Source organism: Streptomyces sp. CWNU-52B (assembly GCF_047444975.1).
In the GTDB taxonomy this organism is placed as follows: Bacteria; Actinomycetota; Actinomycetes; order Streptomycetales; family Streptomycetaceae; genus Streptomyces.
This window is the reverse complement of sequence record NZ_JBLFJV010000025.1, coordinates 105,019-124,260: the sequence shown is the minus strand read 5'-3', so window position 1 is coordinate 124,260 and position 19,242 is coordinate 105,019. Positions and strand designations below refer to the sequence as shown.

General features: G+C 70.9%; 19 protein-coding genes. 13 read left to right on the top strand and 6 right to left on the bottom strand.

The window, feature by feature from the left end:
• Positions 1-1,372 (bottom strand): tetratricopeptide repeat protein (locus tag ACLVWQ_RS24630; RefSeq protein ID WP_414111333.1); only part of this gene is annotated, 1,372 nt, incomplete at its 3' end.
• A 103-nt stretch (positions 1,373-1,475) separates the two neighbouring features.
• On the opposite strand from ACLVWQ_RS24630, the gene ACLVWQ_RS24625 reads away from it, so the two are divergent.
• Positions 1,476-2,948 carry an FAD-binding oxidoreductase gene (locus ACLVWQ_RS24625; protein ID WP_414111332.1) on the top strand — a complete coding sequence of 491 codons (1,473 nt, stop codon included), beginning with the start codon at positions 1,476-1,478 and terminating at the stop codon, positions 2,946-2,948.
• A gap of 64 nt (positions 2,949-3,012) precedes the next feature.
• On the opposite strand, the gene ACLVWQ_RS24620 is transcribed toward ACLVWQ_RS24625, so the two are convergent.
• Positions 3,013-3,486, bottom strand: coding sequence for an SsgA family sporulation/cell division regulator (locus tag ACLVWQ_RS24620; RefSeq protein WP_414111331.1), 474 nt, complete (start codon positions 3,484-3,486; stop codon positions 3,013-3,015).
• 270 nt (positions 3,487-3,756) lie between these two features.
• On the opposite strand from ACLVWQ_RS24620, the gene ACLVWQ_RS24615 reads away from it, so the two are divergent.
• Both ACLVWQ_RS24615 and ACLVWQ_RS24610 read left to right on the top strand, forming a co-directional pair.
• Positions 3,757-5,349 carry an RDD family protein gene (locus ACLVWQ_RS24615; protein WP_414111330.1) on the top strand — a complete coding sequence of 531 codons (1,593 nt, stop codon included), beginning with the start codon at positions 3,757-3,759 and terminating at the stop codon, positions 5,347-5,349.
• A 93-nt stretch (positions 5,350-5,442) separates the two neighbouring features.
• Positions 5,443-6,186, top strand: coding sequence for an RDD family protein (locus ACLVWQ_RS24610; RefSeq protein ID WP_414111329.1), 744 nt, complete (start codon positions 5,443-5,445; stop codon positions 6,184-6,186).
• A gap of 74 nt (positions 6,187-6,260) precedes the next feature.
• Here the strand turns inward: ACLVWQ_RS24610 and ACLVWQ_RS24605 are convergent, their stop codons facing one another.
• Positions 6,261-6,584, bottom strand: a complete 324-nt coding sequence (locus ACLVWQ_RS24605) for a hypothetical protein (protein WP_414111328.1) — start codon at positions 6,582-6,584, stop codon at positions 6,261-6,263.
• A gap of 493 nt (positions 6,585-7,077) precedes the next feature.
• Here ACLVWQ_RS24605 and ACLVWQ_RS24600 point away from each other — a divergent pair, with 493 nt between their 5' ends.
• Both ACLVWQ_RS24600 and ACLVWQ_RS24595 read left to right on the top strand, forming a co-directional pair.
• Positions 7,078-9,432, top strand: coding sequence for an immune inhibitor A domain-containing protein (locus ACLVWQ_RS24600; protein WP_414111327.1), 2,355 nt, complete (start codon positions 7,078-7,080; stop codon positions 9,430-9,432).
• Between the two features lie 121 nt (positions 9,433-9,553).
• The gene (locus ACLVWQ_RS24595; RefSeq protein WP_414111326.1) at positions 9,554-9,898 is read left to right on the top strand and encodes a hypothetical protein; all 345 of its coding nucleotides are present in this window, start codon (positions 9,554-9,556) and stop codon (positions 9,896-9,898) included.
• 334 nt (positions 9,899-10,232) lie between these two features.
• On the opposite strand, the gene ACLVWQ_RS24590 is transcribed toward ACLVWQ_RS24595, so the two are convergent.
• Both ACLVWQ_RS24590 and ACLVWQ_RS24585 read right to left on the bottom strand, forming a co-directional pair.
• Positions 10,233-10,817, bottom strand: coding sequence for a nicotinamidase (locus ACLVWQ_RS24590; RefSeq protein WP_414111325.1), 585 nt, complete (start codon positions 10,815-10,817; stop codon positions 10,233-10,235).
• A 250-nt stretch (positions 10,818-11,067) separates the two neighbouring features.
• Complete coding sequence (locus ACLVWQ_RS24585; RefSeq protein ID WP_414111324.1) at positions 11,068-12,396, bottom strand: nicotinate phosphoribosyltransferase; 1,329 nt, start codon at positions 12,394-12,396, stop codon at positions 11,068-11,070.
• A 168-nt stretch (positions 12,397-12,564) separates the two neighbouring features.
• On the opposite strand from ACLVWQ_RS24585, the gene clpS reads away from it, so the two are divergent.
• The 7 genes from clpS (at position 12,565) to ACLVWQ_RS24550 (ending at position 17,666) form a co-directional block, all read left to right on the top strand.
• On the top strand, positions 12,565-12,882 hold the full coding sequence (gene clpS / locus ACLVWQ_RS24580) for an ATP-dependent Clp protease adapter ClpS (RefSeq protein ID WP_055507800.1): 318 nt from the start codon (positions 12,565-12,567) through the stop codon (positions 12,880-12,882).
• A gap of 85 nt (positions 12,883-12,967) precedes the next feature.
• Positions 12,968-13,573 carry a DUF2017 domain-containing protein gene (locus ACLVWQ_RS24575; RefSeq protein ID WP_414111323.1) on the top strand — a complete coding sequence of 202 codons (606 nt, stop codon included), beginning with the start codon at positions 12,968-12,970 and terminating at the stop codon, positions 13,571-13,573.
• Between the two features lie 400 nt (positions 13,574-13,973).
• Positions 13,974-15,527 (top strand): amino acid permease, encoded by a 1,554-nt coding sequence (locus ACLVWQ_RS24570; RefSeq protein ID WP_414111322.1) that lies wholly within the window; start codon positions 13,974-13,976, stop codon positions 15,525-15,527.
• Positions 15,528-15,678: 151 nt separating this feature from the next.
• A complete protein-coding gene (locus ACLVWQ_RS24565) occupies positions 15,679-16,101 on the top strand; it encodes a Mov34/MPN/PAD-1 family protein (RefSeq protein WP_414111321.1) in 423 nt (140 codons plus the stop codon).
• Positions 16,102-16,180: 79 nt separating this feature from the next.
• A complete protein-coding gene (locus tag ACLVWQ_RS24560; RefSeq protein ID WP_414111320.1) occupies positions 16,181-16,285 on the top strand; it encodes a putative leader peptide in 105 nt (34 codons plus the stop codon).
• A gap of 130 nt (positions 16,286-16,415) precedes the next feature.
• Entirely contained in the window at positions 16,416-16,694 is a 279-nt protein-coding gene (locus ACLVWQ_RS24555) for a MoaD/ThiS family protein (RefSeq protein WP_414111319.1), read from the top strand.
• 21 nt (positions 16,695-16,715) lie between these two features.
• Positions 16,716-17,666, top strand: coding sequence for a PLP-dependent cysteine synthase family protein (locus ACLVWQ_RS24550; protein WP_414111318.1), 951 nt, complete (start codon positions 16,716-16,718; stop codon positions 17,664-17,666).
• A gap of 84 nt (positions 17,667-17,750) precedes the next feature.
• Here the strand turns inward: ACLVWQ_RS24550 and ACLVWQ_RS24545 are convergent, their stop codons facing one another.
• Positions 17,751-18,224, bottom strand: coding sequence for a type II toxin-antitoxin system PemK/MazF family toxin (locus ACLVWQ_RS24545; protein ID WP_414111317.1), 474 nt, complete (start codon positions 18,222-18,224; stop codon positions 17,751-17,753).
• Between the two features lie 208 nt (positions 18,225-18,432).
• On the opposite strand from ACLVWQ_RS24545, the gene ACLVWQ_RS24540 reads away from it, so the two are divergent.
• Positions 18,433-19,185 carry an MBL fold metallo-hydrolase gene (locus ACLVWQ_RS24540; protein WP_414111316.1) on the top strand — a complete coding sequence of 251 codons (753 nt, stop codon included), beginning with the start codon at positions 18,433-18,435 and terminating at the stop codon, positions 19,183-19,185.
• Positions 19,186-19,242: the final 57 nt, after the last annotated feature.

The window sequence follows — 19,242 nt, the reverse complement described above, 5'->3', positions numbered from 1 at the left end:
CCCCCAACTCCTCCAAAGCCCTCTCGGCCAACGGCACATGAACCGGCGAGAAGCCCGGATCGATCCGCAACGCCTCCCCGAGATGCCGCCGAGCAGCCCCGTCCTTCCCCACCCCCCGCTCGATCACCCCGCGGTGATACGCGTACAGAGCGAACCGCACCCCACCCCCACGACCCTCGTCCGTGGCCCGTGTGGCGAACCCGATCGCCTCACCGTCCTCCCCGGCCCGGTGCAACGCCCACCCCAGCGCGTCCGCGACGGCCACCGAAGGATGTCGCTCCCACTCGGCACGCAACCGCCGCACCGCCACCCCCGCGTCCCCGTGATCCGCCTCGAAGAGCCCCAGCACCAACTCGTCGTCCACACCCGCCGCGTCCCCCTCCCGCACCCGCGCCCGCAACACGTCGTACTGGGCCCGCGCGGCCCCGCCCATCCCCAGCGACTCGTGCAACTCGCCCAGCTCCAGCGCGTACCGCGGCAACGGCCGCCTCGCCAGCGCGGACCGGTACGCGCGCAGCGCCTCCGAGTGCCGCCCCAGCGCGGCCAGCGCCCTGCCCTGCCCGGCCCGCGCCGCGTGCTCCCCGGGATCGGCCCGCAGCGCCGCCTCGAAGGCGCGCAGCGACTCGGCGGCCTCCCCGCGCTCCCAGGCCAGCTCCCCGACCCGCACGAGACAGCCGGCGCGCTCGGCCGGAGCGGAGGCGAGCGCCGCCGCGTCGGACAGGGCGGCGGCGGAATCGTCCCGCCACCCCTGGTCGCGGTACACGAGCCCGGCCCGGGTGAGCACCTGCACCCTGGCCCCCGCGCTCCCCGAGGGCAGCTTGACGAGCTTGTCCAGCGTCCGCCGCGCGGCCTTGTGGTCACCGAGCCCCCGGTACGCGTCGATCAGCCCCGGATAGGCGGTCCACCGCCGGGGCGAGGCGGCCACCGCGGCCTCCCCCCACTTCCGCGCGCTGTGGAAGTCGTGCCGGGCGAGGGCGAGCGCGGCCAGCCCGCCGAGCGCCTCCACGTTCCCCTTCGGCCGTGTCTTCAGCGACGTACCCAGGGCTTTCTCGGCCTTAGGGAAGTACCCGGGCTCGGCGGTGCGCTCACCCCGCTCCACGTACGCCGCGCCGAGTTCGGCCCAGGACCGCACATCACCCGGATGGGCCCGCAGATGGGCCTCGCGGTCCCGGATCAGGGCGACCAGATCGGGCAGCGAGGCAGGCGCCCCGACCTGGAGAGCGCTCACGGCCCGAGCCACGGGCCCAGGGGCGGCGGGCGGCCCACGATGCCCGGAGGGCAACGCCATCAGCACACACCCCAGAACGAAACAGCCCGCGACGGCCCAGGCCACGACCCCCGAGGCAGGGTTTCCTGTCTTGCCACTCTCCATGCGGCTCACTGTGCGCCAGTACGAAGAGCACACCCGGCCACCACCCCGGCACGGAAAGCCTCGCGCGGGCGGGGTTCACACCGATGGCCCCGAGTGCGAGGCTGTGATCATGAGCCGTATCGAAGCCCGACCCGATGAGGACATCGTGGCGACGGGAACGACGGGAACGACGGGAACCGCGGGACCGGCGGAGACGGCGGGACCGGCGACGGGAGACCTCACCGAACGCCTCCTCGCGGCCCTGCCGGCCGAGGCGATCCTCACCGACCCGGACGTCACCAGCTCGTACGCCCACGACATGGCCAGCTTCTGCGCGGCAGGCACCCCCGCGGTCGTCGTCCTGCCACGCACCGTCGAGCAGGTCCAGCACGTCATGCGGGTCGCCACCGCACTGCGGATCCCGGTCGTCCCGCAGGGCGCCCGTACGGGCCTGTCGGGGGCGGCCAACGCCTCCGAGGGCTGCGTCGTGCTGTCCCTCGTCAAGATGGACCGGATCCTGGAGATCAGCCCCGTCGACCGGATCGCGGTGGTCGAGCCGGGCGTCGTCAACGCCACGCTCTCCCGCGCCGTCAACGAACACGGCCTCTACTACCCGCCGGACCCCTCCAGCTGGGAGATGTGCACCATCGGCGGGAACATCGGCACGGCCTCGGGCGGCCTGTGCTGTGTCAAGTACGGAGTGACGGCCGAGTACGTCCTCGGCCTGGACGTCGTCCTCGCCGACGGACGCCTGATGTCCACCGGCCGCCGCACGGCGAAGGGCGTCGCGGGATACGACCTGACGCGCCTCTTCGTCGGCTCGGAGGGCTCACTGGGGATCGTCGTCGGAGCGACCCTCGCCCTCAAGCCGCAGCCTCCCCGGCAACTGGTGCTGGCCGCCGAGTTCGCCTCGGGGGCGGCCGCCTGCGACGCGGTCTGCCGGATCATGGAGGGCGGCCACGTGCCGTCGCTGCTCGAACTGATGGACCGTACGACGGTGAAGGCCGTCAACGACCTGGCGAACATGGGTCTCCCGGAGAGCACCGAGGCCCTGCTCCTCGCGGCCTTCGACACGCTCGACCCGGCGGCCGACCTCGCCGCGGTCGGCGCGCTGTGCGAGGCGGCCGGCGCCACCCAGGTCGTACCGGCGGAGGACACGGCCGAGTCGGAGCTGCTGCTCCAGGCCCGCAGGCTGTCCCTCACCGGACTTGAGGCGGTCAAGGGCACGACGATGATCGACGACGTGTGCGTACCGCGCTCCCGGCTCGCCGCGATGCTGGAGGGCATCGACCGGATCGCCGAGAAGTACCGGCTGACCATCGGGGTCGTCGCGCACGCGGGCGACGGCAACACCCACCCCACCGTCTGCTTCGACGCGAGCGATCCGGAGGAGTCCCGGCGCGCCCGGGAGTCCTTCGACGAGATCATGGCGCTCGGCCTGGAACTCGGCGGCACGATCACCGGCGAGCACGGAGTGGGCGTCCTCAAGAAGGAGTGGCTGGCCCGGGAGATCGGCCCGGTGGGCATCGAGATGCAGCGGGCGGTCAAGGCGGCCTTCGACCCCCTGGGCATCCTGAACCCGGGAAAACTCTTCTGAGCCACCCGCACGCCCCCTCCCCGTCCGCGTGCTCCTCCCCATCCGTGCACTCCTCCCCGTCCCCTCACTCCCCGTCCTTGGACTCGTCGGAGGGCCACGGGTCGCACAGCCACAGGTCGTCGGCCGGGGCCGGCGCGAGCAGCTCGGCGAGGCCGTCGTCGATACCGAGCTGCTCGGCCTCGGTGCCCGGCGGGACCGCCCGCAGGGTGCGCTCCAGCCAGCTCGACACCTGCGCGGAGGGCGCCTCCAGCAGGGCGTCCCCGTCGGGCGAACTCAGCGCCATCAGGACGACGCTGCGCCCGCCGACCTTCGTGGGCCACACCCGCACGTCCCCGTGCCCGCACGGCCTGAACACCCCCTCGACGAGCAGCTCACGCGCGAACGTCCAGCTCACGGGGTGGTCGGTGCCGATGTGGAAGGTGACGTGGACGGCGTACGGGTCGTCGGTGCGGTAGCTCAGCAGAGCCGGGACCGGGATGCTGCGTTCGGGGGACAGGACCAGTTTGAGTTCGAGCTCGCGCTCCACCACGGTGTACATGCGTGCGGTTCCTCTCGTGTCGCGTACGGGGCCCCGTGACGGGCCCGCCACAGTGGAGAGGCGGCGGAGACCGAAGCATTACGCCGGTTCGGCGAACTTTTTTTCCGGCGGTCTCCTCCGGCCGCTCCGCGTATACCCCGCGAAGGCCGGAAAAGGTGGGGGAACCTTGCTCGAAGGGGGTAGGTACGCCAGGAGCGGCAGTGGCGGTTGCCCCCGTCTGATAGATGTGGACGCTCAACACGACCCCCGAGCAGATACGGGACGACGGACATGAGCGCCCCAACCCCGGCCCCCGGCGACGACAGGCCCCGCGAGGGGTACTACCCGGACCCGTCCATTCCTGGATATGTCCGGTACTGGAACGGTGCCTCCTGGGTGCCGGGCACCAGCCGGCCGGCTCCGTCCGGCGGCGAATCGATCGCCTCGCCCACGGACGCGCGGCCCGCGCCCGTGTCCACCGAGGAGACGGGCCCGCACTTCTTCGACGAGGACCCGCCCGCGGCGGGACCGCCCCCCGAGGGGCCGTCACCCGCCGACGCACAGCACGGCAGCCGCCCCGAACCGGCCACCGCGTGGGGCGCCGACCGCTCCCGGCAGACCGGCTTCGGCGGCGATCAGGACCGCCGGGTCCGCTGGGGCTCCCCGGACCCGCGCGTACCGTCGGAGGCGGCCAGGACCGACGGCGGCCCGGACCACACGGACCACCGGGACCACACGGACCACCGGGACCACGCGGACGGTGCGGCCCCGTTCACCGGGCCGGACTCCGCGGGGGACTCCGGGGCGGCCGCGCCGCCCTCCTCGTCCGGCACCGTGGTCTTCCGCAGGCCCACGGGACCGGTACGCCCCGCGGGAACGGCCGGTGCCATGGGCGCCGGACGCGCACATGTGGCGGGCCAGTCGGGACAGTCGGGCCAGGCCGGACGGTCCGGCGCGGCAGGCAAGGACGCCGCACCCGCGACTCCGGCGGGAGCGGCCGGACCCGACGCCGCCACGGGCGTCCCTCCCTCCCGGGACCCCCTCGCCTCCGAGGGCACGATGGCCATCAGGGCCCTGTCCCCGAGAGCCGGCCGGCCGCGCGGACCGAAGCCCGCCGCGCCTACCCCGGCCTCTCAGGCGGCCCCGGCCACCCCCACCGCCCCGGCCGCCCCCGCGGGCCCGCAGCAGCAGCCCGCCCCGGCCGTGCCACCCCAGCAGTCCACTCCCGCCGCCGCGCCGCAGGCCGCCGCCCAGGCGCCCATGAGCGCGGGCCCCGGCGGCGGACAGCCCTCCTGGGCCCAGCAGGTCCACCGGCTGGCCGGGTCGGACGAGGACCAGCCCGTCGTGCCGTGGAAGCCGGTGCGGGAGGACCCGTTCCAGGCGGTCGTCCGCTCGCAGGCGAACGCGCGCCCGGCGGGGCTCGGCAAGCGGTTCGCCGCCCGCCTCGTGGACACGCTGGTACTGGCCGCGGTCACCGGAGCGGCGGCCGTACCGCTGGGCACCCGGGCCCTCGACCACGTCGACGAGAAGATCGACGCGGCCAAGCTCTCCGGCGAGACGGTCACGGTGTGGCTGCTGGACGGCACGACCGCGCTCTACCTCGGCATCGTGCTCGCCGTACTGCTCGTCTTCGGTGTCCTCTACGAGGCGCTGCCCACCGCGAGGTGGGGCCGCACCCTCGGGAAGAAGCTGTTCGGCCTCCAGGTACGGGACATCGAGGGAGGCGACCCGCCGTCGTTCGGCCTGGCGCTGCGCCGCTGGATCGTCTACAGCGTCCCGGGGCTCCTCGTCGTCGGGGTCGTGGGTGTCGTGTGGGGCCTGTTCGACCGCCCGTGGCGCCAGTGCTGGCACGACAAGGCGGCCCACACCTTCGTCGCGGGCTGAGGACACCGCCGGACACGGCGCGGGGCACCGCCGGATGCCCCGGACGGCCGTCCCCTCATTGCGGGGCCGGAGGGTTCGCGGTCGACTCGGGGCATGAGCACCGAGCCGCCGCTCCCTCCGGACGACGATCCGTATCAGAAGCCGTATCAGCAGCCGCCGGACGGGGACCCGTTCAGGAAGCAACCGCCGCCGCCGTCCGGGCAGAGCGGCGCGGGCTCCCCGTACGGCGCCGCGCCGCCGCCCTACGGAGGCGGCGGTGACCCTTACGGGGGAGGAGCCCCGGGCGGCGGCTACGGGGGAGGCCCCGGCGGCGGTGACCCCTACGGAGGAAGCCCCTACGGAGGAAGCCCCTACGGAGGCGGGCCCCACGGCGCCGACCCGCTCGCGGGGATGCCGCCGCTGGCCGACAGCGGCAGGCGCGTGCTCGCGAGGATCATCGACCTGATCCTCGTCGTCATCGTGGTGTGGCTGCTCACATGGGGCTTCGGCGTCAACGAGTACGACGTGGACGCGGACAAGATCCAGTACGGCAAGTCCTTCGGGCAGTCCCTGATCGCCCTGCTGCTCTACGTCGCCTACGACACGTTCATGACCAGCAGGTCGGGGCAGACCCTCGGCAAGAGGTGGCTGCACCTGCGGGTCGCGAACCTGAGCGACGGAGCCACGCCCTCCGTGCAGACCTCACTGGTCCGCGCGCTGGTGCTGTGGGTGCCGTTCGCGTTCTGCTGCGCGTGCATCTGGACCGCCGTCGCGGGCGGCTGGAGCTTCTTCGACAAGCCGTACAAGCAGGGCCTGCACGACAAGGCGGCCAAGACGGTGGTGGTCAGCACCAATTGAGCGGTACGCGACCCGCGTCCCGGTGGTACGCGACGGAGTGGGCCCGTGCGGGACGGGCCCACCCGTGCACGGGCTCAGGCGCGTTCGCCGACCGGCTCGGACGCCCCGGCGGCGGCGACGGTCTCGCGCCGCACCGGAACGCGCTGTTCCGTGCCGGCGCCGGTGACGATCGCGGCGGCAGGCGCGGGACGGGCCGCGGACGCCGGGGCGACGGCGGTCGCGGCGGGCTTGGGTGCGGGGACCGTCATGGCCACGAGGAGGCCGAGTACGAGGGCGGAGAGCGCTATGAGCACGACTCCCAGGCCCGAACTCGTCTGTGACAGCAGCAGCATGGCGAGCGTGGAGAAGATCACGGTGCAGGAACCGTAGACGAGCTGTGCGGCGGTCGGACGAGGCATGGCATTCCGTCCTCGGGATGGGGGTCTCCCCCCGGTGCCTCTCGCGGTGGGGGAGGGGGCGGATAAGAATCAGGGGTGCGACAACGGTGTCGCTTGGCAAAACACCGGAAATCCGGCGCGCCGCCAACCGACTCTATTGGCCTGTGTGCCCGAGTGGAACGAGCAGTAAGCGTGACCTAACCCACGGTGCCGGTGCACGGGGGGCGCACGGAATCATGACGTCGATCAACCCGGCTTGCGAACGCGCCTGTTGAGCGGTGCGCGGATCTCGCGCGAGCGGAGGGGGGTCGGCGCGCGGAACACGGCCCCCAGGGTCGTCGTCGGTCCATAACTCACTTGACCTGTTCAAGTCAAGGTCTGTCTTTTCTCCCCCAACTCCGATCGAATGTCGTCACTTGTGACGCGCATAGAGCGCGCGCGGACCTCAAGATGCGGACTCCAAGATCTGGACACCGTCCCTCCGCGCGCCCGGCGCGAGGGAGGACTGCATCAAGTGATCAGCAGACCATGGACGTACAGAGCAGCCGCGGTGGGTGTGTCGCTCGCGACGGCCGCTGCCACGTTCTCGACCTTCGCGGTGGCACAGGCCGACGCCGGCGACCAGCCGGCCGCGACCGCGGCCGCGAACCGGCAGGACCCGGCACGTGCCGGGGACGACGCCGCGCACGAGCACGACCTGAAGGGTCCTCTGACCGACCGTCAGGCGGCCCAGCGCGAAGAGGCGCTCAAGAGGGTCATATCCGGCGACGCGAAGGTCGCCGAGCGCGGCGGTTCGCAGGTCGTGAAGCTCCAGAACGGCAAGTACGTGGAGCTCGGCCGTGAGAAGACCGACGAGATCTTCACGATCCTCGTGGAGTTCGGCGACCAGGTGGACAGCCGCTACGGCGGCACCCCCGGCCCGCTCCACAACGAGATAGCCGAGCCGGACCCGTCCGAGGACAACAGCACGGACTGGAAGGCCGACTACAACACGGAGCACTACCAGGACCTCTACTTCGGCACCGGCAAGGGTGTCGAGTCGATGAAGAAGTACTACGAGAAGCAGTCCTCGGGCCGCTACTCCCTCGACGGCAAGGTCTCCGACTGGGTGAAGGTGCCCTACAACGAGGCCCGCTACGGCTCCAACAAGTGCGACCCCGACACCTGCGCGTGGAACGCGGTCGCCGACGGCGTCACCGCCTGGGCCGCCGCCCAGAAGGCGGCCGGCAAGTCCGACGCCGACATCAAGTCCGAGCTGGCCGCCTACGACAAGTGGGACCGCAACGACTACGACGGCGACGGCGACTTCAACGAGCCCGACGGCTACATCGACCACTTCCAGATCGTGCACGCCGGCGAGGACGAGTCCGCGGGCGGCGGCGTCCAGGGCGAGGACGCCATCTGGGCGCACCGCTGGTACGCGTTCGGCACCGACGCCGGCGCCACCGGCCCCGACGGCAACAAGATGGGCGGGGCGCAGATCGGCGACTCCGGCATCTGGGTCGGCGACTACACGATCCAGCCGGAGAACGGCGGTCTTGGCGTCTTCGCCCACGAGTTCGGCCACGACCTCGGTCTGCCGGACCACTACGACACGACCAACACCGCGGAGAACTCCACGGCGTTCTGGACGCTGATGTCCTCCGGTTCCTGGCTCGGCACCGGCAAGAACGCCATCGGTGACCTGCCCGGCGACATGACCGCCTGGGACAAGCTCCAGCTCGGCTGGCTGAAGTACGACACGGCCAAGGCCGCGACGCGCTCCACCCACACGCTGGGCGTGGCCGAGTACAACACCAAGAAGGCCCAGGCCCTGGTGGTCGAACTGCCCGAGAAGGAGGTCACCACCGAGGTGGTGCCCCCGGCGCAGGGCGAGAGCCAGTGGTGGAGCGGCAGCGGCGACGACCTCAAGAACACGCTGACCCGTTCCGTGGACCTCACGGGCAAGTCGTCGGCGGCGCTGACCCTCGACGGCTGGTACGACATCGAGACGGACTTCGACTACCTCTACACCGAGGTCTCCACCGACGGCGGCACCAAGTGGACGCCGATCGACGGAACGGCCGACGGTGAGGCCATCCCGCGGGACGCCAGCGGCAGCCCCGCGCTGACCGGCACCGCGGACGCGTACAAGAAGCTGTCGTTCCCGCTCGACGCCTACGCGGGCCAGAAGTTCGACCTTCGCTTCCGCTACTCCACCGACGGCGGCGTGGCCCAGAAGGGCTTCACGGCGGACGAGATCACCGTCACCGCCGACGGTGCCGTGGTCTTCTCGGACGACGCCGAGACCGCCGACGACGCGTGGCGGGCCACCGGCTTCTCCCGGGTCGGCGCGTCCTTCACCAAGGACTACGCGCAGTACTACATCGCCGAGAACCGCCAGTACGTGTCGTACGACAAGACCCTCGAGGTCGGCCCGTACAACTTCGGCTTCGCGACCACGCGGCCGAACTGGGTGGAGCACTTCCCCTACCAGAACGGTCTGCTGATCTGGAAGTGGGACACCTCCCAGCGGGACAACAACGTCAGCCAGCACCAGGGCACCGGACTGCTGCTGCCGGTGGACGCCCACCCGAAGGCGCTGAAGTGGTCCGACGGCACGCTGATGCGCAACCGCATCCAGTCCTACGACTCGCCGTTCAGCTCGTACCGGACGGACGGTCTCACGCTGCACAAGGCGGACGTCGCGACGAAGATCAAGTCGCAGCCGGGCAACCGGATCTTCAACGACCGCACGAACAGCTACTACGACGAGGCCAACCCGACCGGAGGTGTCAAGATCACTGACACCAATACGAAGATCGCGATCGTGAAGGAGCCGCGTGATGGCTCGACGATCACGGTGAAGGTCTCCGCCGCGGCGAAGTAAGAGACGTTTTCGCAGGTCAAACCATGATCGGCCGCAACCCTCTGGCGGGTTGCGGCCGATCGTGTTTAGGTGCGTCCTGTGACTCTCTTATTGACACCGGATCTCGCGGGGGTATGACTGCATGGCCGCAGGAGGTTTCAGCAAGCTGCCGAACGGCACCGTCGTGGTGGCGTTGAACCTGCCCCGACCGCTCGCGCCCGCCCCCGGCGCCGGGTCGGTGCGGGTGCTGGTGCACGCGCACAATCGCGCCCGTGCGTTGACGCGACTGCGCAACCTGGGGCTGCGGGCGGTGTACCTGCGCGGGAACGGGGCGCCGCCCACGCCGGACGAGATCACTGCGGTGCTGCATCATCCGGACGGGCTGATATGGCGCACGGCGCAGGACGCTGCCGCTGGGGGTGGCGGGGGTGCTGTTGCTGAGCTGTGGCATCCGATCCGGGCGTTGATGCGACGGCCCGTCGCGTGAGCGCTCCGCTGGGTTCGGGTTTGTGGCTGCGGGTGGGTGGGGGCTGGTCGCGCAGTTCCTCGCGCCCCTGAGGGGCGGCGCTTCGCGCGCGCCTTCGCTGGGGCCTGAGGGCGGGTTTGTGGCTGCGGGTGGGTGGGGGCTGGTCGCGCAGTTCCTCGCGCCCCTGAGGGGCGGCGCTTCGCGCGCGCCTTCGCTGGGGCTGAGGGGCGGATTTTTGTCCGCGGGTGGGTGGGGGCTTGGCGCGCAGTTCCCCGCGCCCCTGGAGGGCGGCGCTTCGCGCGCCCCCCCCGGACCCGGCCCCCGGACCCAGGCCCGGTGTTCTTGTTCGTGCTGGTCAGACCACCGGCTTGCCTGTTAGTTCTACGCCTGCTTCTCGGAGGGTTTCCAGGGCGTGGGCTGTGGTTTCCGGGGAGACGCCTGCTGTGAGGTCCAGGAGTACCTGGGTGCGGAAGCCCTCGCGGGCCGCGTCCAGGGCTGTGGCCCGGACGCAGTGGTCGGTGGCGATGCCCACCACGTCGACCTCGGTGATCTCCCGGGCGCGCAGCCAGTCGGCCAGCGGGACGCCGTTCTCGTCGGCGCCCTCGAAGCCGCTGTACGCCGCCGAGTACGCGCCCTTGTCGAAGACCGCGTCGATCGCGCCGGAGGCGACCGCCGGGGCGAAGTTCGGGTGGAAGCCCACGCCCTCGGTGCCGGCCACGCAGTGCGCGGGCCACGAGTCGACGTAGTCGGGGTTGTCCGCGAAGTGGCCGCCGGGCGCGATGTGGTGGTCGCGGGTCGCCACCACATGGCGGTAGCCGGCCGGGGCCTGCCCGATCAGCTCCGTGATCGCGGCGGCGACATCCGCCCCGCCGGAGACCGCGAGGCTGCCTCCCTCGCAGAAGTCGTTCTGGACGTCTACGACGATCAAGGCGCGGCGCATGGTCGGTGTCCTTCGGCTTGGCAGGGAGGCGCTCCGCTGGATCCGGTGCTTCGTCTGCGGGTGATCGTGGCTGGTCGCGCCCCCTCATGGGCGCGCGGGCATGACAGAGCGTGCGGTCGTTGCCGTTGCTTTTCCCGGCTTGCCGCCCGTTCACTCCCGTACGGGCCCGTGAAGGACGGCGTTGGCCGGAGGTGTGTCCCGGGCCGTCGTCTGCCCGGACCCACCCGTCTCACACGTACTCGGCCGCGTCTCACACGTACTCGGTCGGGATGACGGCTTCCCCTCGGGACAGCTGGGTCGCCGACAGGGGCAGGTTCGCGCGGGCCTCGGCGTGCCGCTCGCGCACGACGTCCAGCGGCTCGCGGGCGACGACCTGGCCGCCCTTGACGAGCTGCACCAGGAGCCGGCTGTCGTCCAGCTCGGGCGGGACCGCCCCCGTGCCGATCACCTCGGCCTCGGCGACCCCGTGCTCGTCGAGCCGCCGCGCGGCCCACTTGCGGCCGCCGATGGACGTCTTCCCGCCCGAGGACTTCTTGGCCACCGGCACGAGTGGAGCCTTCGGGTCCGCCGACTCGGCGCGTGCGACGAGCTTGTAGACCATCGAACACGTCGGATGGCCGGAACCCGTCACCAGCTGGGTGCCCACGCCGTACGCGTCCACGGGCGCCGCGGCCAGCGAGGCGATCGCGTACTCGTCCAGGTCCGACGTCACGATGATCCGGGCCTTCGTGGCGCCCAGCTCGTCCAGCTGCTGCCGCACCCGGTGCGCCACGAGCAGCAGGTCACCGGAGTCGATCCGGACGGCCCCGAGCTCGGGCCCGGCCACCTCGACGGCGAGGCGCACGGCCTCCGCGACGTCGTACGTGTCCACGAGCAGCGTGGTGCCCCGGCCCAGCGAGTCCACCTGGGCGCGGAAGGCGTCCCGCTCGGTGTCGTGCACGAGGGTGAAGGCGTGGGCGGACGTGCCGACCGTCGGGATGCCGTAACGGAAGCCCGCGGCCAGGTCGGAGGTGGTCGTGAAGCCGCCCACGTACGCGGCGCGGGACGCCGCCACCGCGGCCAGCTCGTGGGTGCGCCGGGCGCCCATCTCGATCAGCGGGCGCTCCCCGGCGGCCGAGGCCATCCGGGAGGCGGCGGCCGCGATGGCCGAGTCGTGGTTGAGGATGGAGAGGATCACGGTCTCCAGGAGCACGCACTCCGCGAAGGAGCCCTCGACCCGTAGGACGGGCGACCCGGCGAAGTACACCTCGCCCTCGGGGTAACCCCAGACGTCACCGCTGAAGCGGTACGCGGCCAGCCACTCCAGGGTCGGCTCGTCCACCACGCGGCGCTCGCGCAGGAAGTTGATGACGTCCGCGTCGAAGCGGAAGTTCTCGACGGCGTCCAGGACCCGCCCGGTGCCCGCGACGACTCCGTAGCGGCGGCCCTCGGGCAGCCGGCGGGTGAAGGCCTCGAAGACCGAACGCCGGTCGGCGGTACCGCCCTTGAGGGCGGCCTGCAGCATGGTCAGCTCGTAGTGGTCCGTGAAGAGCGCTGTCGACGGGACGTCCACCGGCAGCCCTAGGTCCGCTGCGTTCACTCGGGGTCTCCTCGGGATGACACAGGTGTCCCCCGGACGGCCGAGGCCGGCCAGGGGTCCGGGCGCCGAACCCCGGGATGAGCGGCATGAAAACGATGCTACCCCCTATCTCGTCACTCTGACGATTTGTAGGGCTCGTTTGGCCCGGCACCCACCTGTGGTGGCAGCATGGGCCGTGTGACGGCTCCCGCACCCCTAGAGACCGAAAAGACAGAGTCGGCGGAGGAGGTCTTCGCCGTACCCGAGCCCGACGTCCCCTGGGTGACCATCGTCCACAACGACCCGGTCAACCTGATGAGCTACGTGACCTACGTCTTCCAGTCGTACTTCGGGTACTCGAAGGACAAGGCCACCAAGCTGATGATGGACGTCCACCACAAGGGCCGGGCCGTTGTCTCCAGCGGCACCCGTGAGGAGATGGAGCGCGATGTGCAGGCCATGCACGGCTACGGTCTGTGGGCCACCCTCCAGCACGACCGGAACTGACCCCGGAACCGACCCGGGTGCCGGCCTCCGTGGGACCGGCACCTGCCCGACGCCCGCGCAGTACTGGAAGTAGCGACGCAATCTGATGCCAGGACACTTCGAACCGCTCCCCGGCGGCGGCGCGGCCGTCGCGCTCGACGAGGTCGAGATCTCCATCATCCGCTCCCTCGCCGTGCAGCTCCTGGAGCTCATCGGGCCGGGCCCCGGAGGGGACGTCTCCGACGATCCGCTCGCCGAGCTCTTCGCGCAGGGGCCGAGCGAGCCGCCCTCCGACCCCGTGCTGAAACGCCTCTTCCCGGACGCGTACAGCGGCCCCGACGTCGAGGCGACCTCTCCCGAGCAGGCCGAGGAGCAGCGCGCGTACTCCTCGGAGTTCCGCCGCTTCACCGAGAACGACCTGCGGGCCGGCAAGCGGGAGAACGCCCTCGCGGTGATCCACTCGCTGGACACCCTCGCGGCCGTGGGGAAGGGGGGAGCCGTGCTGAAGCTGACCCCCGGGGAGTCGAAGCAGTGGCTCACCTCCCTCAACGACCTGCGCCTGGCGATCGGCTCCCGGCTGGACGTCGTCGACGAGGAGGACACGGACCTCCTCTACCGGCTGCCGGACGAGGATCCGCGCAAGCCGATGGTGATGGCGTATCTGTGGCTCGGCGGCCTCCAGGAGACGCTGGTCGAGACACTGATGAGCTGACCGTGTGTCGATGCCGAAACGTCGATGCCGAAACGTCGATGACGCGACATGAAATGTTCGCTCAGCGGACGCTCAAATCCGCATAACGATCACATCACCACCCGGGCCTGCTATGTGGGCCCGGGTGTTCTATGTCCGCTTCTGCCTGTGGCATGCGCTACAACCGGCACCGGTGTCGGGCGTCGCGGCCGTGATAGATCTGCACGACCGCCCGGCGGGACACCACCCAGGTCCCGCCAGGTGCGCCACCGAGCCGGCGACCGCCGGCCAGGCACGAGTGGTCTCGGGGAGACCGCTCAGCGGGCTCGGGGAGCCTGCTCCGCTCCATCAATCCGGGGGGATCGGAACCGGTCCGCAGCCGACGACGGCTCGGATCGGTATGGAGAAAGGCGCACGAGACATGACCTCGGTGCAGGTCGGCAAACACGACGACGAGCGCGGCGGGAACGGCGACGGGAACGGGAAGGGCAAGGGTCCCGCGGCCGGCACGGCTGGTACGGCCGGCGACACCTCCGCCGCGGAGGGCTCCACGGACGCCTCCGCGGAAGGCGCCGGAGAAGGCGCGGGAGAGGGCTACGAGCGCGGGCTCGGCAGCCGCCAGGTGCAGATGATCGCCATCGGCGGCGCCATCGGCGTCGGCCTCTTCCTGGGAGCCGGGGCGAACATCGCCAAGGCGGGCCCCAGCCTCATCCTCATGTACGCCCTCGCGGGCGTCATCATCTTCTTCATCATGCGGGCCCTCGGTGAGCTGCTGCTCTACCGCCCGGTCTCGGGCTCCTTCGCGGAGTACTCCCGTGAGTTCCTCGGCCCGTTCTTCGGCTACTTCACCGGCTGGACGTACTGGCTGATGTGGGTGGTCACCGGCATGGCGGAACTCACCGCCGCCGCGATCTACGTCAACTACTGGTTCCCGCAGATCCCGCAGTGGGTCACGGCCCTGGTCTTCCTGGTCGTGCTCTTCGTGGCGAACCTGATCTCCGTCAAGCTCTTCGGCGAGATCGAGTTCTGGTTCTCGATGGTCAAGGTCACCGCCCTCATCGGCATGATCGTGATCGGCCTCGGAGTCCTCACCTTCGGCTTCAGCTCCGCGGGCGACACCGCCGCCGTGTCCAACCTCTGGGCCTTCGACGGCTTCTTCCCCAAGGGCATCGGCTCGTCCCTGATGACCCTGCAGGGCGTCATGTTCGCCTACCTGGCCGTCGAACTCGTCGGCGTCACCGCGGGCGAGTCCGAGAACCCGGAGAAGACCCTCCCCAAGGCCATCAACACGCTGCCCTGGCGGATCGCCCTCTTCTACGTCGGCGCGCTCACCGTCATCCTCTGCGTCGTGAAGTGGACGGAGTTCGCACCAGGGGTCAGCCCCTTCGTCGCGGCCTTCGCGAAGATCGGCATCCCGGCCGGCGCCGGCATCGTCAACTTCGTCGTCCTGACGGCGGCCCTGTCCTCCTGCAACTCCGGCATGTACTCCACGGGCCGCATGCTGCGCACCCTGGCGGACAACGGCGAGGCCCCGAAGATCTTCAACAAGCTGTCCTCCACCAAGACGCCCGCGTTCGGCATCACCGTCTCCATGCTCTTCATGGGCATCGGCGTGATCCTGAACTACATCGTCCCGGAGAAGGCCTTCGGCTACGTCGTCTCGGTCTCCACGGCAGCCGGCATCTGGACCTGGCTCATGATCCTGATCAGCCACATCCTGTACCGGCGCGGTGTCGACGCGGGCAGGCTGCCCACGTCGCCCTTCCCGGCCCCGGGCGGCGCGAAGCTCAGCTGGGTCGCCGTCGTGTTCCTGCTGTTCGTGGTCTGCCTCATCGCCTCCGACGCCGACTCCCGCATCTGTCTTTACGTGATGGCGGGCTGGGCGGCCGCGCTGGGCATCGGCTGGGCGGTGCTGAAGGCCCGTAACCCGGAGGTCACCGAGCGCCGGGACCCGCAGTTCGAGAACGCCGGATGACGGTTGTCGGCTGACGGCTGAGCCGTTGAAAGACTGCGCAGTTCCCCGCGCCCCCGGACACCCGGGGGCGCGGGGAACTGCGCAACGGGGGTCCTACGCCGGCGGCCCCTCGGCCGACCCCTCATCTCGGCTCCTGCTTATCCTGGCCAGCATGCTGACCATCACCCAGACCCTCGTCGACCAGATCGTCGCGCACGCGCGCCGGGACCACCCCGACGAGGCGTGCGGCGTGATCGCGGGCCCGGCGGGCACCGGCCGCCCCGAGCGCTTCATCCCCATGCTGAACGCGGCCATGTCACCCACGTTCTACGAGTTCGACTCGGGCGACCTGCTCAAGCTGTACCGCGAGATGGACGACCGCGACGAGGAACCGGCGGTCGTCTACCACTCCCACACGTCGACCGAGGCCCACCCCTCCCGTACGGACATCGCCCTCGCGAGCGAGCCGAACGCCCACTACGTGCTGGTCTCGACCGCGGACACCGACGGGCTCGGCGACTTCCAGTTCCGCTCCTTCCGGATCGTCGACGGCGTCGTCACGGAGGAGGAGGTCACGGTGGTGGAAGCATACTGATCCCGTATTTCGGGCAGAATTCATCCACTATCTGAGATCACATTCCGGGACCCGAACCAGGAATCGATACGATGAGCCCATGGTTTCCCACGACGTGAGCGACAAGACGCCGGGCATGCTGCTCGTGGCGCGGCTGCACGTCGACCTGTGCCGGCTGCAGAGCGCCATCTGTACAGGCCGCTGAACCCTGCCGCCGTACGGGCCGTGAGCCACGGCTCCGCGGGGCCGCGACCGGCGTGCCCCTGCTCTCTCGCGTCTCCCCGCGCCACCGCGCGCACTCAGCCAGACCCACCTTCCGACAGGAGCCCGCAACCATGGCCATCGAGGTCCGCATCCCCACCATCCTCCGCACCTACACCGACGGCCAGAAGGCCGTCGAGGGCGGCGGGGGAACCCTCGCCGAGCTCCTCACCGACCTCGAGAGCCGCCACAAGGGCATCCAGGCCCGCATCGTGGACGGCGGCGAACTGCGCCGCTTCGTGAACGTGTACCTGAACGACGAGGACGTCCGCTTCCTCGACGGCATCAACACCAAGCTCACCGACGGCGACAGCGTCACCATCCTGCCGGCCGTCGCCGGCGGGGCGGTCTGACCTGCCGGGCTCTGATCACTGATGCGCTACGACTCCCCGCTGGCCGCGGTGGGCAACACCCCTCTGGTGCGCCTGCCGCGGCTCTCGCCGGCCGCCGACGTCCGTATCTGGGCGAAGCTGGAGGACCGCAACCCGACCGGCTCGGTCAAGGACCGCCCCGCCCTCCACATGGTCGAACAGGCCGAGAAGGACGGCCGGTTGACCCCCGGCTGCACGATCCTCGAACCGACCTCCGGCAACACCGGCATCTCGCTCGCCATGGCCGCGAGGCTCAAGGGCTACCGCATGGTCTGCGTCATGCCCGAGAACACCTCGCAGGAACGGCGTGAGCTGCTCGCCATGTGGGGCGCCGAGATCATCCCCTCGCCGGCGGCCGGCGGTTCCAACACGGCGGTACGCGTCGCCAAGGAACTCGCCGCCGAGCACCCCGACTGGGTGATGCTCTACCAGTACGGGAACCCCGACAACGCGGGCGCCCACTACGCGACCACGGGTCCGGAGATCCTGGCCGACCTGCCCTCGGTCACGCACTTCGTCGCCGGGCTCGGCACCACGGGGACGCTGATGGGCGTCGGCCGGTACCTGCGCGAGCACAAGCCGGACGTCAAGATCGTCGCGGCCGAGCCGCGCTACGACGACCTCGTCTACGGCCTGCGCAACCTCGACGAGGGCTTCGTCCCCGAGCTGTACGACGCGTCCGTGCTGACCACGCGCTTCTCGGTCGGCTCGGCCGACGCGGTGACCCGTACCCGCGAGCTGCTCCAGCAGGAGGGGATCTTCGCCGGGGTCTCCACCGGGGCGGCGCTGCACGCCGCGATCGGGGTCGGCCGCAAGGCCGTGCAGGCGGGCGAGCCCGCCGACATCGTGTTCGTCGTGGCCGACGGTGGCTGGAAATACCTGTCGACGGGGGTCTACACCGCGGCGACGACGGAAGAGGCCATCGAGACGTTGCAGGGCCAGCTCTGGGCGTAGACCGCGCACGCGGTTCCCCGCCTCGCGCCGTCCGGGCGCGCGGGGAACCGCGCGCTCTTTTTTGTCCGCACGGGTGCGGAGCCCTCAGCGCGCCAGGTGGCGCACCTGAGCCCAGACCTGCGGATCCACCACACCCACCCGCCGCCGGAACTCCCGTACCGGCAGCCCCCGCAACTCACCGGTCTCCAGGAAGCTCGCCCGCCCCCGCGCGTCCCCCACCGACCCCGCGGGCAGCGGAATGACCCCGTCCCGCTCGTCGTGGCGCTTCGTGGTGATCTTGGCGACGAGGGCCCTGCGCCCCCGCACGGACAGCACCAGGCAGGGGCGGTCCTTCGCGCCGGGCCCGTCCTCGAAGGGCACGTTCGCCCACCAGATCTCCGCCGGCCGGGGCCGCTGCGAGCGGCGTACACCGTCGGAGCGCCCGGACGGACCGGAGGAGCCGGCAGGGCCGCGCGGCCCGCGCGGCGGCCGACGCCCGCGCCCCCATCCGTCCACGAGCGTCGCGACACCCGCGAGCAGCACCACCGCCACCAACGCGAGCCACCACGACGTGTTCATGCCTACGACCGTACCCGGCACGCCACAGGCCACGCCTGCTCCTTCAAGCCCCCCGAACCGGTGACACCGCAGGTGAGTTCCCCCACAACGGCACTCGACGGAGGAGCGACCGGCCCTTTTGCGCCTTACGCTCGACGAACCGCACAACCCCCCTCATGACCTTGTCACGACCCCCGTCTCACTCCCCGCCAGCGGAGGTTTCTGCTCTATGAAGCTCACCGTCGTCGGCTGCTCGGGGTCGTTCCCGTCCGCGGAATCGGCCTGTTCGAGCTACCTCGTCGAGGCCGACGGCTTCCGGCTGCTTCTCGACATGGGCAACGGTGCCCTGGGCGAGCTGCAGCGCCACTGCGGTCTCTACGACCTCGATGCGATCTTCCTCAGCCATCTGCACGCCGACCACTGCATCGACATGTGCGCGTACTTCGTCGCGCGCTACTACCGCCATGACGGCGGCCGCTGCGACCCGATCCCCGTCTACGGACCCGAGGGCACGGAGCAGCGCCTGACCACCGCGTACGCGGACACCCCCTCCGCCTCCTCGATGAGCGAGGTCTTCGACTTCCACACGGTCAAGCCGGCCTCCTTCGAGATCGGCCCGTTCTCGGTGCACACCGAGAAGGTCAGGCATCCCGTGGAGGCGTACGCCATCCGCGTGGAGCACGGCGGGCGGTCGCTGACGTACTCCGGGGACACGGGAGTGAGCGACACGCTCGACGAACTGGCCCGGGACACGGACCTGTTCCTCTGCGAGGCCGCGTTCACGCACGGCAAGGAGGACATCCCGGACCTCCACCTCAACGGCCGTGAGGCCGGCCAGTCCGCGGCCCGTGCCGGTGCCCGGCGCCTCGTCCTCACCCACATCCCGCCGTGGACGGACCCGCGGGCCAACCTGGAGCACGCCCGCGAGGTGTTCGACGGTCCGGTGGAACTGGCGACGCCGCGAGCGACGTACGAGATCTGACGAGCTCCTGCGCGTACGTGCGTGTGCGTACGTGGCATGTGTGCGCGAGTACGGGTG

Bases quoted from the DNA above. Each gene is read 5' to 3' on its own strand.
- ACLVWQ_RS24615 (WP_414111330.1), top strand. From the start codon at position 3,757: ATGAGCGCCCCAACCCCGGCCCCCGGCGACGACAGGCCCCGCGAGGGG.
- ACLVWQ_RS24590 (WP_414111325.1), bottom strand. From the start codon at position 10,817: ATGCGCCGCGCCTTGATCGTCGTAGACGTCCAGAACGACTTCTGCGAG.
- ACLVWQ_RS24540 (WP_414111316.1), top strand. From the start codon at position 18,433: ATGAAGCTCACCGTCGTCGGCTGCTCGGGGTCGTTCCCGTCCGCGGAA.
- ACLVWQ_RS24610 (WP_414111329.1), top strand. From the start codon at position 5,443: ATGAGCACCGAGCCGCCGCTCCCTCCGGACGACGATCCGTATCAGAAG.
- ACLVWQ_RS24550 (WP_414111318.1), top strand. From the start codon at position 16,716: ATGCGCTACGACTCCCCGCTGGCCGCGGTGGGCAACACCCCTCTGGTG.
- ACLVWQ_RS24570 (WP_414111322.1), top strand. From the start codon at position 13,974: ATGACCTCGGTGCAGGTCGGCAAACACGACGACGAGCGCGGCGGGAAC.
- ACLVWQ_RS24595 (WP_414111326.1), top strand. From the start codon at position 9,554: ATGGCCGCAGGAGGTTTCAGCAAGCTGCCGAACGGCACCGTCGTGGTG.
- ACLVWQ_RS24555 (WP_414111319.1), top strand. From the start codon at position 16,416: ATGGCCATCGAGGTCCGCATCCCCACCATCCTCCGCACCTACACCGAC.
- ACLVWQ_RS24560 (WP_414111320.1), top strand. From the start codon at position 16,181: ATGGTTTCCCACGACGTGAGCGACAAGACGCCGGGCATGCTGCTCGTG.
- ACLVWQ_RS24565 (WP_414111321.1), top strand. From the start codon at position 15,679: ATGCTGACCATCACCCAGACCCTCGTCGACCAGATCGTCGCGCACGCG.
- ACLVWQ_RS24575 (WP_414111323.1), top strand. From the start codon at position 12,968: ATGCCAGGACACTTCGAACCGCTCCCCGGCGGCGGCGCGGCCGTCGCG.
- ACLVWQ_RS24620 (WP_414111331.1), bottom strand. From the start codon at position 3,486: ATGTACACCGTGGTGGAGCGCGAGCTCGAACTCAAACTGGTCCTGTCC.
- clpS (WP_055507800.1), top strand. From the start codon at position 12,565: ATGGGCCGTGTGACGGCTCCCGCACCCCTAGAGACCGAAAAGACAGAG.
- ACLVWQ_RS24605 (WP_414111328.1), bottom strand. From the start codon at position 6,584: ATGCCTCGTCCGACCGCCGCACAGCTCGTCTACGGTTCCTGCACCGTG.
- ACLVWQ_RS24545 (WP_414111317.1), bottom strand. From the start codon at position 18,224: ATGAACACGTCGTGGTGGCTCGCGTTGGTGGCGGTGGTGCTGCTCGCG.